Annotated in this window: 13 protein-coding genes and 3 tRNA genes; 13 read left to right on the forward strand and 3 right to left on the reverse strand. The window is 66.3% G+C overall.

Annotated elements, in window-relative coordinates; translation table 11 throughout:
• The first annotated feature begins 7 nt into the window (after window positions 1-7).
• The 4 genes from ACORJG_RS05070 (at window position 8) to argC (ending at window position 2,804) form a co-directional block, all read left to right on the forward strand.
• Window positions 8-439 (forward strand): molecular chaperone DnaJ, encoded by a 432-nt coding sequence (locus ACORJG_RS05070; RefSeq protein WP_427792126.1) that lies wholly within the window; start codon window positions 8-10, stop codon window positions 437-439.
• A 358-nt stretch (window positions 440-797) separates the two neighbouring features.
• On the forward strand, window positions 798-1,271 hold the full coding sequence (rplM, locus tag ACORJG_RS05075; RefSeq protein ID WP_181409293.1) for a 50S ribosomal protein L13: 474 nt from the start codon (window positions 798-800) through the stop codon (window positions 1,269-1,271).
• 2 nt (window positions 1,272-1,273) lie between these two features.
• Complete coding sequence (gene rpsI, locus ACORJG_RS05080) at window positions 1,274-1,762, forward strand: 30S ribosomal protein S9 (RefSeq protein ID WP_427792127.1); 489 nt, start codon at window positions 1,274-1,276, stop codon at window positions 1,760-1,762.
• Between the two features lie 106 nt (window positions 1,763-1,868).
• A complete protein-coding gene (argC, locus tag ACORJG_RS05085) occupies window positions 1,869-2,804 on the forward strand; it encodes an N-acetyl-gamma-glutamyl-phosphate reductase (RefSeq protein WP_427792129.1) in 936 nt (311 codons plus the stop codon).
• A 150-nt stretch (window positions 2,805-2,954) separates the two neighbouring features.
• On the opposite strand, the gene ACORJG_RS05090 is transcribed toward argC, so the two are convergent.
• Together ACORJG_RS05090 and phaC are read right to left on the reverse strand one after the other, a co-directional pair.
• Entirely contained in the window at window positions 2,955-3,335 is a 381-nt protein-coding gene (locus ACORJG_RS05090) for a hypothetical protein (RefSeq protein ID WP_427792131.1), read from the reverse strand.
• Entirely contained in the window at window positions 3,332-5,311 is a 1,980-nt protein-coding gene (gene phaC / locus ACORJG_RS05095) for a class I poly(R)-hydroxyalkanoic acid synthase (RefSeq protein ID WP_427792133.1), read from the reverse strand. The genes ACORJG_RS05090 and phaC overlap by 4 nt, the downstream gene beginning before the upstream one ends.
• Before the next feature lie 77 nt (window positions 5,312-5,388).
• Between phaC and ACORJG_RS05100 the strand changes: the two genes are divergently transcribed.
• From ACORJG_RS05100 to ACORJG_RS05135, 8 genes are all read left to right on the forward strand, one after another.
• Window positions 5,389-5,850 (forward strand): hypothetical protein, encoded by a 462-nt coding sequence (locus tag ACORJG_RS05100; protein ID WP_427792134.1) that lies wholly within the window; start codon window positions 5,389-5,391, stop codon window positions 5,848-5,850.
• 196 nt (window positions 5,851-6,046) lie between these two features.
• On the forward strand, window positions 6,047-7,849 hold the full coding sequence (recJ, locus tag ACORJG_RS05105) for a single-stranded-DNA-specific exonuclease RecJ (RefSeq protein WP_427792136.1): 1,803 nt from the start codon (window positions 6,047-6,049) through the stop codon (window positions 7,847-7,849).
• Between the two features lie 116 nt (window positions 7,850-7,965).
• Window positions 7,966-8,040 (forward strand) — tRNA-Glu (locus tag ACORJG_RS05110).
• A gap of 183 nt (window positions 8,041-8,223) precedes the next feature.
• A tRNA-Glu gene (locus tag ACORJG_RS05115) sits at window positions 8,224-8,298 on the forward strand.
• Between the two features lie 187 nt (window positions 8,299-8,485).
• Window positions 8,486-9,010, forward strand: coding sequence for a cold-shock protein (locus tag ACORJG_RS05120; RefSeq protein WP_427792968.1), 525 nt, complete (start codon window positions 8,486-8,488; stop codon window positions 9,008-9,010).
• 38 nt (window positions 9,011-9,048) lie between these two features.
• Window positions 9,049-9,525 (forward strand): DUF192 domain-containing protein, encoded by a 477-nt coding sequence (locus ACORJG_RS05125; protein WP_427792138.1) that lies wholly within the window; start codon window positions 9,049-9,051, stop codon window positions 9,523-9,525.
• A 67-nt stretch (window positions 9,526-9,592) separates the two neighbouring features.
• Window positions 9,593-9,669, forward strand: a tRNA-Pro gene (locus tag ACORJG_RS05130).
• A gap of 207 nt (window positions 9,670-9,876) precedes the next feature.
• Complete coding sequence (locus ACORJG_RS05135; protein ID WP_427792969.1) at window positions 9,877-10,152, forward strand: GNAT family N-acetyltransferase; 276 nt, start codon at window positions 9,877-9,879, stop codon at window positions 10,150-10,152.
• 51 nt (window positions 10,153-10,203) lie between these two features.
• Here ACORJG_RS05135 and ACORJG_RS05140 read toward each other — a convergent pair whose 3' ends face one another.
• The gene (locus ACORJG_RS05140; protein WP_427792140.1) at window positions 10,204-10,926 is read right to left on the reverse strand and encodes a polysaccharide biosynthesis/export family protein; all 723 of its coding nucleotides are present in this window, start codon (window positions 10,924-10,926) and stop codon (window positions 10,204-10,206) included.
• A 177-nt stretch (window positions 10,927-11,103) separates the two neighbouring features.
• Here ACORJG_RS05140 and ACORJG_RS05145 point away from each other — a divergent pair, with 177 nt between their 5' ends.
• Window positions 11,104-12,495: a GumC family protein gene (locus ACORJG_RS05145; RefSeq protein ID WP_427792142.1), complete on the forward strand. Its 1,392-nt coding sequence runs from the start codon at window positions 11,104-11,106 to the stop codon at window positions 12,493-12,495.
• Window positions 12,496-12,525: the final 30 nt, after the last annotated feature.

The following is a 12,525-nucleotide window of genomic DNA, read 5'->3' on the forward strand; positions in this document are numbered from 1 at the left end:
TCGTTTCATGGGCCTGATCTGGCTGGGTCTGGCCGCCGTGGCCCTGTGGGCCATGGTGCGTCTGGGCCGCCAGACCGAGCGCGCCCGGCGCGGCCACTGGCGCATCTCGGCCACCATATTGAGCGCCGCCCTGCTGGCCGGAGCGGTGTTCGCCGCCGCGCGTGGCGCTTGGCTGATTGCGGGGGGCATGGCGTCGGCGGGTGTCTGGCTGGCCGTGCAGTCGCGGATCCGGCCCGTAGCGGGCAGGGCGGCCCAACCCATTGAGCCCATGAGTAAGGCCGAGGCGCGGTCCATCCTCGGCGTCGCCGCCGATGCGGACGCCCAGACGATCCACGCCGCCTGGCGCCGCCTGATGGCCCGCGCCCACCCCGATCAGGGTGGAACCGAGGGTTTGGCTGCGCGCGTCAACGCCGCGCGCGACCGGCTGCTGAAGAACTAAAACGTCGCGCCCGCTTTCTCCCTCCCCGTCCCGGGGAGGGTGGCTGAACCTGAAAGGCGAAGCCGGGTGGGGGCGGCAAGGCTGTTCAAGCGCGCGTTCTGTATCACCGAGTCCTCCCCACCCGGTCTTCGCTTCGCTGCGACCACCCTCCCCGGGACGGGGAGGGAGAGGCGTGGTGCGTGGCTCTGTGTTGGGTATTTTAATACCGTATTTAAAATATTGAATAAAATCATTTACTTGTGCCAAAATCTCCGTAGCAACCGACATTGACCTTCGGCACGTGACCCTCTATCACCCCGGCCTCCGCCCGATCCATCTGGTTCGGGCCGCATTTTCGTCTTCCAGGACCCTCATCATGCTGAAGAGCACCACGGCTTCGCTGAAGCCGGCCGAGGTCGAGAAGAAGTGGATCCACATCGACGCCGAAGGCGTCGTCGTGGGCCGCCTCGCGACCTTCATCGCCAACCGCCTGCGCGGCAAGCACCTGCCGACCTACACCCCGCACGTTGACTGCGGCGACTACGTCGTCGTCACCAACGTCGACAAGGTGGTGTTCACCGGCAAGAAGAACACCGACAAGGTCTACTATCGTCACACCGGCCACCCCGGCGGCATCAAGGAAACCACACCGGAGAAGGTTCTGGGCGGTCGTTTCCCCGAGCGCGTGCTCGAGAAGGCCGTTGAGCGCATGCTGCCCAAGGAGTCGCCGCTGGCTCGCAAGCAGATGACCCACCTGCGCCTGTTCGCCGGCGCGGCCCACGAACACGAAGCCCAACAGCCCACGACCATCGACTTCAAGTCGATGTCGTCCAAGAACACCCGGAGCGCCTGAGCATGACCGACGTGACTCAAGACACCGCCGCCGGCTTTGACGCCCTGAAGGGCGTGGGCACTGCTGCTGCCGAGGAAATCGTCCGCGAGCCGAAGATCGACGCCCTGGGCCGTTCGTACTCGACCGGCAAGCGCAAGAACGCCATCGCCCGCGTGTGGGTTAAGCGCGGCACCGGCAAGATCACCGTCAACGGCAAGGACGTGGCTGCGTATTTCGCCCGTCCCGTGCTGCAGATGATGGTCGCCCAGCCGCTGAACGTTTCGGACCGCGCCACCCAGTACGACGTGATCTGCACCGTCGAGGGCTCGGGCCTGTCGGGCCAGGCCGGCGCCATCCGCCACGGCCTGTCGCACGCCCTGACCCACTACGAGCCGGAACTGCGCAAGGTTCTGAAGCCGCACGGCTTCCTGACCCGCGACAGCCGCGTCGTCGAGCGTAAGAAGTACGGCCGCGCCAAGGCGCGCAAGTCCTTCCAGTTCTCGAAGCGCTAAGTCGCGAACCCGCGACTGGGAATACAAGGGCGCTTCGGGGAAACCCGAGGCGCCTTTTTTCTTTTGCCCTTCTTCCACAAAGGAATGGGCATTCGGGGAGCATGAGATGACCCACACCATCTTCATCGACGGCGAGGCCGGAACCACGGGGCTGGAGATCCGCGAGCGTCTGGAGGCGCGTGGCGATCTGGAACTGATGCTGCTGGGCGACCGCCGACGCGATGTCGAGGCGCGGCGCGAGGCGCTGAACAGCGCCGATGCGGTCATCCTGTGCCTGCCCGACGACGCGGCGCGCGAGGCCGTGTCGATGATCGAGAATCCGGCGGTGCGGGTCATCGACGCCTCGACCGCATACCGCGTGGCGGATGGCTGGACCTATGGTTTCGCCGAGATGGATGCTGATCAGCGCGCGGCCATAGCCGCCTCGACGCGGGTGTCCAACCCCGGCTGCTATCCGACGGGCTTCATCGGCCTGATGCGGCCGCTGGTGAAGGCGGGGCTGGTCCCGGCCGACTGGCCCGTCACGATCAATGCGGTGTCCGGTTATTCCGGCGGCGGCAAGGCCATGATCGCGGAGTTTGAAGCTGAGGGCGCCGCGACGGCGTTCCGCGCCTATGGCCTGACGCTGAAGCACAAGCACGTGCCGGAGATGACGAAGCACGCCGGGCTGTCGCGCCCGGTGCTGTTCTCGCCTGCCGTGGGGAATTATCGTCAGGGGATGCTGGTCGAGGTCCCGCTGCACCTGTCGGCCCTGCCGGAAACGCCCTCGGTCGAGCGGCTGCACGGCGCCCTGGTCGAGGCGTATGAGGGCCAGCATTTCGTCGAGGTCGCCGAGATCGACCAGACCGAAGCCATGACCGGAATCGAGCCCGAGGGCCTGAACGGCACCAACCGTATGCGCCTGCATGTCTTCGGCGATCGCGGCGGAGAGCAGGCGCGTCTGGTCGCCCTGCTGGACAATCTGGGCAAGGGCGCCTCCGGCGCAGCGGTCCAGAACCTCAACATCATGCTGGGTCTGGACGAGGCGACCGGCCTCAGCTGAGGCTCGGCTTTTACCCCTACGTAATCCCCGGGCTTGTCCCGGGGATCCATAGACTCAGGCCTTCATGCGTTCGCGCCGCGCCTTTGACATCTGGCGTGGCGTCGATGGATCCCCGGGACAAGCCCGGGAATGACGAAAGGAGCAGAGGCTTCAGCGCTCCCGCGCAGCCTTGATGGCCGACTCCACCGTCAGGGCGAAGAAGATGGCGGCGATGATGATCAGCAGGCCGTAGTCGTGGCCGGGGAAGACCAGCGGCACGCCTGCCGCCAGAATGATCAGCGCCGGAAACAGGCTGGCCCAGACGGCGGTCGAGGCGGCCTGGGGGTGGATCATCGGCGGACGGTTCCAGCCCATTTTTGCGCGCATGACGGCGTTCTTCATGGGCACGAAGGCGACCGGCACGATTATCGCGACCACGACATACTTCAGCAACTGACCAGGCTCGCCGAACAGGGTCGCCGTGGCGATCAGCAGGATCAGCGGAATGGCCGTGGCGACGGCCAGCAGCAGGTTGGGCTCGGTACGCTTCAAGACTTCACTTTCACATAGGCGCCGGGCGCCGGTTCGATGGGCTTCAACGGCCCGGTATTTGGGTCGCGCGCCGGAATCTGCGCGCCGGACCGGGCGTGCAGCCAGTCGGCCCAGTGCGGCCACCAACTGCCGGGGTGCTGTTCCGCTTCCGCTTGCCATTCCTCAAGCGTTTCGGGAAGGGCGGCGTTGACCCAGTGCTGATACTTCTCGGCCGAGGGCGGGTTGATGACCCCGGCGATGTGGCCCGATCCGGCCAGCGTATAGGTCACCGGCCCGCCGAACAGCCGCGCCGAGCGATAGACCGAGTTCATCGGCGCGATGTGGTCCTCGCGGCTGGCCTGAAAATAGAGCGGGATGCGGACCTTCGACAGGTCGATGCGTTCGCCGTCGATCTCCAGTTCGCCCTTCGATAGCGCGTTCTGGCCATACATCAGGCGCAAGTATTGCAGGTGCAGCCGCTTGGGCATCCGCGTCTGATCGGCGTTCCACGCCAACAGGTCGAAGGCGGGCGGCGCCTTGCCCATCAGATAGTTGGACACGAAGAAGGACCAGATCAGGTCATTGGCCCTCAGGGCGTTGAAGGTGTCGGCCATGGTCGCGCCGGGCAGGACGCCGCCTGCCTCGTCCATCAGCCGCTCGATCTCGGCCAGCCAGTGCTCGTCGGTGAACAGCAGCAGGTCGCCCGCCTCGGCGAAGTCGTGCTGGGCGGCGAAGAAGGTGGCTGAGGCGACGCGGTCGTCGCCCTTGCTGGCCATGTGCGCCAGAGTGGCGCCCAGCATGGTGCCGCCGATGCAGTAGCCGACGGCGTTGAGGTTCTTCTGGCCGCTCTGCTCCAGCGTCTTCTCGACGGCGCGATAGACGCCCTTCTTCATATAGTCGTCGAGGCCGAACTCCGCCTTGTCGCGGTCCGGGTTGACCCATGAGCAGACGAAGATGGTGAAGCCCTGCGCGCTCAGCCAGCGGATCAGGGAGTTCGCCGGTTGCAGGTCCATGATGTAGAATTTGTTGATCCACGGCGGGAAGATCAGCAGCGGAATGGCGTGCTGCTGATCGGTCGCGGCGTCGTACTGGATCAGTTCGAACAGTTCGTCGCGCCAGACCACCTGACCGGGCGCCGTGGCGACGTTCTCGCCCAGAACAAAGCGGCCATAGTCGGCCTGACTGATCTTCAGCGACCCGGCGCCGCGCTCCAGATCGGCGGCGAAATTCTGCATCCCGCGGACCAGAGACTCGCCGCTGGTCTCGGCCAGAGCCTTCAACGCGGCCGGGTTCGACGCCAGGAAGTTGGCGGGCGAGAAGGCGTCGGTCAGCAGGCGGGTGAAGAACTCGGCCCGGCGCTTCACGCGCGGGTCCACGTCCTCGACGCTGGAGACCAGATTGTTCATCCAGTCCGAGGTGGCCAGATAGGACTGGCGCATCATGTCGAACATGGGATTTTCGGACCAGGCGGGGTCGCGGAACCGCTTGTCGGACGGGGCGGGGCTGTCGACCGTCTCGCCCATCGCCCGGCGGGTGGTGGTCGACCACAACTCCATATAGCGGCCGAACAGGTCGGCCTGGGCCTGGAACAGCTTTTCGGGCCGGGCGGCCAGGCTGGTCATGACCGAGGACATGGCCGGGGCCACATTGAACGGATCGGGCGACAGGGCGGCGGGGCGGTCGGCCTGCGACAGGGCCGCCTCGGCCACCGCCGTCTGGGCCATCATCGCCGCCTTGGCCAGATTCAGCGACAGCGTCTCAAGCTGCTGACGCTGTTCGGCGCTGAAGGCCATGAAGTCGGGCGTGGAGGAGGGGGGCGCTTCCGCCTCGGCTGCGGGCTGGGCGGTCGGCGCCGGTTGCGGCTGTTCAGCCGGTGCGACGGTTTTCTTCACGCGCGGTTTGGCCGAGGTCGGGCGCCCGGCCTTGCGTGGGGCGGCCTTTTCGGGCGCGCCGTCAGGTGCATTGGGGGATGAAGCCTTGGTCGGGCGCTTGGCCATGGCGAACCTCCGAATGGGGACGCGCCCATTTGCGCGCCTTCCTCCCGACGCGATGATGGCATATGTCAGGGATCGAAATGAACGCGCTTGTGCTGAAAAAGACGGGATGGACGGCGACCCTGGCCACGGCCTTGGGGGCGAGCCTGCTTTTGGGCGGCTGCGTCGGGGCTTTCGACCCGAAAACCGACCCTACCTCGCCGCTGGCGCCCCGCATCCAGCAACTGGTCGATGAGAATCGCCAGTACCCGCGCTGGGTCGATTTCCCGCATGGCGCGGAGCCATTGCCTGCTCCAGCGCAGGTCGCAGCGGATGTCGGACGGCTTCAGAACCGCAACGCCGCCCTGACGGCCGAGACGGCGCGTATCGACTGGACGCTCAACACTGATCCTTCGGCCTTCGTGAACCAGACCCTGCGCCGTGTGGACGCCGGCCAGATGTCGCCGCACGACCTGAAGACGCCCGAAGAGATCGAAGCCTATGCCGAGGCTCTGCGCCGTCGCGCCAAGGCGCCGCCGCCGATCGACCGCCCCCGCTTCTGACAATCGGTGTTCTTGTGGGCGCGACCGCAATGGGCGCAGCCTTCCTTTAGAGGACAGGCGCGCGAAGATCGCATCCCGCCTCGAATCCCGCGATCCTGAACGCTTCGGCCGCAGGGCCGTCGCCCGCATCTGCTGCAAAGGTCCGTATGGCCCGTTCTGACACTATCGTCGCTTCTTTCGCCGGGCGGGCTGTCTGATGGCGGACGATCATGGTGCGACGGCGTTTCTGGGCGTCAGCCGCTCCCTGTCCGGCCGGGCGTGGCGGCAGCGACCGGCCGAGACGGCGACGACGCGCGCCCATATGCAGGCGCTGGGTCTTAATGAACTGATGGCGCGCGCCCTGTCGGCGCGCGGCGTGGCGGCGGATCAGGGCGCTGATTTCCTGAAGCCGACGCTGAAGGCGCTGTTTCCCAATCCGTCCAGCTTCATGGACATGGACGCCGCCGCCGCCGCCATCATCGACGCGTTGCAGGCGCAGGCCAGCATCCACGTCTTTGCCGACTATGATGTCGACGGGGCGTCCAGCGCGGCTCTGCTGGTGCGCTGGTTCCGTACGCTGGGCGCCGACCTGCCCATCTACGTCCCCGATCGCCTGACCGAGGGGTACGGCCCCAGCGCGCGAGCGTTCGACACGCTGAAGGCGCGCGGCGCCGATCTGGTCATCACCGTCGACTGCGGCGCGGCGGCCAATGAGGCGGTGGCCCATGCGGCGGCCATCGGGCTGAAGGTCGTGGTCATCGACCATCACATGATGCGCGAAGAGCCGCCCGCCTGCCTTGCCGTGGTCAATCCGAACCGGCCGGGCTGCGGCTCGGGGCAGGGCAATCTGGCGGCGGCGGGCGTCGTCTTCGTCCTGCTGGCCGCCCTGAACCGCGAGGCGCGCGGGCGCGGTCTGTTCGAGGGAAAGACCGAGCCGGACATCCGTCAGTGGCTGGACCTGGCCGCCATGGGCGCCATCTGCGACGTGACGGGCCTGACCGGATTCAACCGCGCCCTGACCAGTCTGGGGCTGGGGGTCATGTCGCACTGGCGCAATCCGGGGTTGCGCGCCCTGTTGGCCGCGGCGGGCGCCGAGCTGGGACCGGCCAAGAGCAATCACGCGGGCTTCATCCTCGGTCCGCGCATCAATGCGGGCGGTCGTATCGGCAAGTCCGATCTGGGCGCGCGGCTGCTGTCTACAGATGATCCCGATGAAGCGCGGATGCTGGCGCAGGAACTGGACGCCCTGAACCTCGCCCGGCGCGAAGTCGAGGCCGAGGTCACGGAACAGGCCGTCCGCCGCGTCGAGGCGACCGGCGCGCACGCCGACGACAGCGCCCTCGTGGTCGTCAGCGGCGAAGACTGGCACCCCGGCGTGGTCGGCATCGTCGCCGGGCGCCTGCGCGAACGCTGGCGAAAGCCGGTCATCGTCATCGGCGTCGACGCCATCAATGGCGTGGGCAAGGGGTCGGGGCGCTCGCAGCCTGGCATGAATCTGGGCCGGGCGGTTCAGGCGGCCTGGAACGAAGGCCTGCTGATCGCGGGCGGCGGCCATGCCATGGCGGCGGGGTTGACGGTGGCGGCCGACTGTATCGACGAACTGCGCGCCTTCCTCAACGACCGCCTGTCGTCCGAGCGGGTCGAAGCCGTGGCTCAGGACTGGGTCGAGATCGACGCCCTGATCGACCCGCGCGCCGCCACCCGCGACCTGTTCGAGGCGTTCGAGCAACTGGCCCCTTACGGCCCCGCCAACCCGGAGCCTCTGTTCGCGCTGGAGGGCGTGCAGGCGCGCGAGCCGGTCGCCATGAACGGCGGTCATGTGCGGTGCCGACTGGTCGGCCCCGACGGCGCCTCGGTGCGGGCCATCGCCTGGCGCTGCGCCGACCTGCCGACGGGCAAGGCGCTGCTGGCGGGGCAGGGGGGGCTGAACCTTGTCGGGCGCCTGAAAGCCGACGACTGGAACGGCCGTCGCGGCGTCCAGTTCGAGATCGAGGACGTGGCCGATCCGCGTATGGCGTAAGCCGCATCAGCCTTGGCCGTGAAACGACGCAGGTCTTTGAAAAAGTCGCATAAATCCGCGTCACGGCGCTTGCCATAAGCGGAATCGGCGGCTATCTACACGGTCCTCCGCGCAGCGGTCCCTTCGTCTATCGGTTAGGACGCCAGGTTTTCAACCTGGAAAGAGGGGTTCGATTCCCCTAGGGACTGCCACGCGGAGTTTTCTCTCCCCTGACAATCAAAGCTGTTTTTCGCTGCAATCTTGCGCGTCTATGGCCCTGTTTCGTGCGCCCGAACCGGCGTCCGGCGGCGGGTTTGTCGTTTTTTTGAAAAAGCGTGCGAAGTCCTATTGCATCGCCGAAAAGGGACGGCTATCAGGCCGCTCCTCCGCGCCGCGGTCCCTTCGTCTATCGGTTAGGACGTCAGGTTTTCAACCTGAAAAGAGGGGTTCGACTCCCCTAGGGACTGCCACGCGGAGCGAATGCTCTTCCCCCTGAAATCTGCACGTCTTTTATGCGTATCGTTCCGCATGCAACTTTTGCTTGTCGACAATGTGGCGTAAAGAGGGCAAACTGATATCCGTTTTTAGGCGAACCGTGTTAGTTTAGCTGACCTGCATTGTAGCGGGCGGGGGTTCAAGGTGACGAGTTGTGACGTGATGGAGCCGATTGAAACCGTAAAGGTTGTCGGCAAGGTCAAGTGGTTTGACGGCGGCAAGGGGTATGGCTTCATCGTTCCTGACCAGCCGTCTCTGACGGAAGAGCGCGACGTGCTGCTGCACGTCACCAGTCTGCGCAGCGCCGGGCATGAAATGGCGGGCGAGGGCGCGTCCATCGTCTGCGAATGCGCCAAGCGCTCCAAGGGATGGCAGGTGGTCAACATCGTCGACCTGGAAGCCAGCGCGCCGCCTCCGCGCAAGGAGCCGGTCCGCAGTTCCGCCCACGCCCGGCTCGAGGGCCTGTCCGACGGCCCGCTGGAAGACGCCATGGTCAAATGGTTCAATCGGACCAAGGGCTACGGTTTCGTAGTGCGCGATGGCGAAGCTGGCGATATCTTCGTCCACGTCGAGACGCTGCGTCGCTGCGGCCTGGAAGATCTGCTGCCGGGCTCGGCGGTTCAGGTGCGGTTCGCACAGGGACCCAAGGGCCTGGTTGTCGCCGACATCCGGCTGGGCGATCAGTAAACCGGACGAACGCCATCGTCCGCCGCAAGGACGATGACATGAAACGCACCCGTCGCACGCTTCTGGCCCTTATGCTTCCGACTCTGGCGGTGATGGCGGCCTGCGTCCAGAAGGCGCCGCTGGACGCTGCGGGCCGCCCGCTTGAGCCGTTGAGCGTCATCACGGCCTCAGGCGAGCACAGCTTCATGGTCGAGATCGCGGACGATGATGCAAGCCGCCAGCGCGGCCTGATGTTCCGGCCGCCGCTGCCGGACGACCGGGGGATGCTGTTCCAGTTCCCGGCTGCGACCGAGCAGAGCTTCTGGATGCGCAACACGCCCAGTTCGCTGGACATCCTCTATATCGACCCTCAGGGCCGCATCGTCTCGATCGCCCGTCACGCCACGCCCTATTCCGAAGCGCCGATTCCCTCGAACGGCGCCGCCAACGGCGTGCTGGAATTGCGTGCAGGCCGTGCGGATGAGATCGGCGCCCGCCCTGGCGACCAGGTCAAACACGCCTTCTTCCACCCCTAAAGCGGAATAGGCCGCTTCATCCGTTGCGAAGCCGGCTAGGCCGTGTCATGAGAGCGCTCCGTCGGTTCGGGGTGTGGCGCAGCCTGGTAGCGCATCTGGTTTGGGACCAGAGGGTCGGAGGTTCGAATCCTCTCGCCCCGACCACGGGTTAAGCTTCCTGTATCAGGTGGAGGCTCAGGGGCAGGACATCGATCCTTCCCAGGCAGGCACGGCCGATGAACAGTGATCCGATCTCTACGCCCGAACTGCAAACAGACCGACTGCTGTTGCGTCCGCTGTCCGTGTCGGATGCTCCAGCGATTCAGCAACAGTTCTCGCGGTGGGAGGTCGTCCGGCTGATGTCGGCGGCGGATTCCCTGGCCCTATCCTGAAGATGGCGCGTTACGCTTTCTGCGGGACGTCGCCTTACCCGCCATGACAGCGGGCCATGAATGGCACTGGTCCTTGCGGCCGAAGTCTGAACCGGATTTGCTGATCGGCGTCATCAGTCTGATGACGAACTCCGATGATAACCGGGGCTTCTGGTTGACGCCGGAATGGCAAGGGCAGGGCCTGATGGCGGAGGCTTGCGCCGCGACGGCTGAGTTCTGGTTCGCCGCCCTTGGCCTGCCGAACTATGGCAACTGACGGCTGATCAGTGGGGCGCCCGCAGGCGCGCCGAGTGATCCGTCGACAGTCTCAGGTCGAGGCGTAACCGCCGTTGATGGCGTAGGAGAAGCCGATCGGCAGGGCGGCCCGCACCTGGGTGAAGAAGGCGGCCAGTTCGCCCAGCGTCGAGCGCGGTACGAAGATGATGTCGCCGCGCCTCAGCGACTGGATCTCGGCGCGCGGCGCCTTCAGGTCGATGACCTTCATCATGCGCATGTCGCCCGGTCCGCGACGAATCAGGGCGGCGCGCGAAGACCGCGATGTGGGCAGGGCGCCGCCTGCCATGATGACCGCTTGATAGGCGTCGATCTCGCCCGGCATGTCGAACACGCCCGGATTGCGCACCTCGCCGTCGACCCAGATCTTCAGCGGTCCGGCCAGACGCAGCGTCACCTCGACCTCGGGCCGCAGCAGGTGAGGGGCGTAAGCCGTGGAAATATCGGCTTCCAGCTGCGACAGGCTGCGATCGGCCGCCGTGACATGGCCCAGCAGCGGCAGGGAGACGCGACCGTCCGGCCCGATCTTCATCTGTCGCGTCAGTTCCGATGCAGTGGGCAGGGCGACTTCAATCTCGTCGCCGGGATAGAGGCGGTATTCCGGCTCGACCTCGGTCCACGGGGCGAAGGACAGGCCCGGCGGGAAGTCGTCGACCACGGTCGGGCGCGGGCGTGCGCCGCCTGCCGGAGCGCCGCTGGCGCATCCGGTCAGGCCGGCGGCGAGCGCCATAAGGATGATGCGGCGGTCTGTATCCATGATCGGGGACGGTCCAGGGCGGTAAATTTCGTCTGTGGTGAAGCTGACGGCTTATAGGTAACGCGTGGTTAACGCGTGGGCCTCAGTGTTGCAGACAATTGTCACTGAGCGGGTTTTCCGATCTCCATGCGCGCCTCCCTCGCAACAGCTCGTCCCCGTTATGGCGTCACCGACGTCGTGGCTCTGCTGTTTCGTGAACTGTTGCTGATGATCGTGATCTTCGTGGTCATCCTGGCCATCGGCGCGGCCGTCGTCATGACGATGAAGAAGACCTATACGGCGGGCGCCAGCCTGTTCGTCGGGGTGGGCCAGGAATACGTCTATCAGCCGCGCGTCGGCATGGGCGAGCGCGCCATGCCGCCTTCCGCCGCCGAGGTGGCCCAGTCGGAGGCCGCCATCCTGAACAGCCTTGAGGTCAAGCGCCGCGTCGTGCGCGCTCTGGGCGTTGAAAGCTTTCAGGGCGACAAGCCCTCGACCGAAAACCCCGCACGCCAGGAAGCCGCCGCCATCCGCGCCGTTTCGTCCGGCCTGGGCGTCGAAGTCACCCCGCTCAGCCCCGTGGTCGGCCTGACCTACAAGAGCGGCGACCCGGCCAAGTCCGCGCGCATTCTGAACACGGTCATCGACCAGTATCTGACCTATCGTCGCGAAGTCTTCCAGGACCGCGCCACGGCCGCCATCCGCACCCAGCGCCAGACCTTCGAACAGGAACTGAACGACGCGGATCGCGCCTATGAAGAGTTTCTGCGCACCAACGCCATCGGCGATTTCGCCACGGCGCGCGCGACGGTTGCTAGCACATATCAGTCCGTCTTCACCGAACGTATGGGCGTTCAGGCCCAGTTGCAGCAGACGTCTCAGCGTCTGGCGACCCTGACGGCCCAACTGGCGCGCACGCCGCGCGAAGTGGCCCTGTATCAGGATCTGAACGTCTCGGCGCAGGATCTGGTCCTGCAACTGCGCACCGAGCGTGAGAGCCTGCTGGCCCGCTATCAGCCCGACGCCCAACCGGTGCGCGAGATCGATTCCAAGATCGCCCAGTTGCAAGCCTATGTCGGCACAGGCGCCGCCGTGGGGCCCAAGGAAGTCCGCACCGGACCCAATCAGATCTGGGTTGAACTGGAAACGACCCGCATCAACGCGCAGGCCGAGCGCGACTCTCTGGCGGCCCGTCTCGCCGTGCTGGACCGTCAGCTGGGCGACCTGCGGGCGCGTCAGGCGCGCCTGACCGAACTGGAATCGCGCAACTCGACTCTGGCGGGCAATCGCGAGGTGCTGACCGCCTCGATCCGCGAGTTCCAGCAGCGCGAGACCCAGAGCCGCGCCGACAATGAACTGGTCAAGGCAGGCGCCGACAACGTCACCGTCATCGAGCGCGCCCAGCCGCCGTCGAAGGGTAAGAGCCTGCGCTTACCCCTGATGGTGGCGGTGCTGGGGTTCGCGGGGTTCACGGCCCTGTGCGTGGGCCTGCTGCGGGTCTTCCTGCGCCGCGGCTTCACCATGCCCAGCACCCTCAGCCGCACGCTGCAGACGCCGGTGCTGGTGGTGGCGCCGGCCAAGGGCGCCTGAGCCCCGCCCGTGCTAGACTGAGACACACAA

It is taken from the genome of Brevundimonas diminuta (assembly GCF_050310045.1).
Taxonomy (GTDB): Bacteria; Pseudomonadota; Alphaproteobacteria; order Caulobacterales; family Caulobacteraceae; genus Brevundimonas; species Brevundimonas diminuta_F.

Coding starts and splice junctions, on each gene's coding strand:
- ACORJG_RS05070 (WP_427792126.1), top strand. CDS start 8: ATGGGCCTGATCTGGCTGGGTCTGGCCGCCGTGGCCCTGTGGGCCATG.
- rpsI (WP_427792127.1), top strand. CDS start 1,274: ATGACCGACGTGACTCAAGACACCGCCGCCGGCTTTGACGCCCTGAAG.
- argC (WP_427792129.1), top strand. CDS start 1,869: ATGACCCACACCATCTTCATCGACGGCGAGGCCGGAACCACGGGGCTG.
- phaC (WP_427792133.1), bottom strand. CDS start 5,311: ATGGCCAAGCGCCCGACCAAGGCTTCATCCCCCAATGCACCTGACGGC.
- ACORJG_RS05100 (WP_427792134.1), top strand. CDS start 5,389: ATGAACGCGCTTGTGCTGAAAAAGACGGGATGGACGGCGACCCTGGCC.
- recJ (WP_427792136.1), top strand. CDS start 6,047: ATGGCGGACGATCATGGTGCGACGGCGTTTCTGGGCGTCAGCCGCTCC.
- ACORJG_RS05120 (WP_427792968.1), top strand. CDS start 8,486: ATGGAGCCGATTGAAACCGTAAAGGTTGTCGGCAAGGTCAAGTGGTTT.
- ACORJG_RS05125 (WP_427792138.1), top strand. CDS start 9,049: ATGAAACGCACCCGTCGCACGCTTCTGGCCCTTATGCTTCCGACTCTG.
- ACORJG_RS05140 (WP_427792140.1), bottom strand. CDS start 10,926: ATGGATACAGACCGCCGCATCATCCTTATGGCGCTCGCCGCCGGCCTG.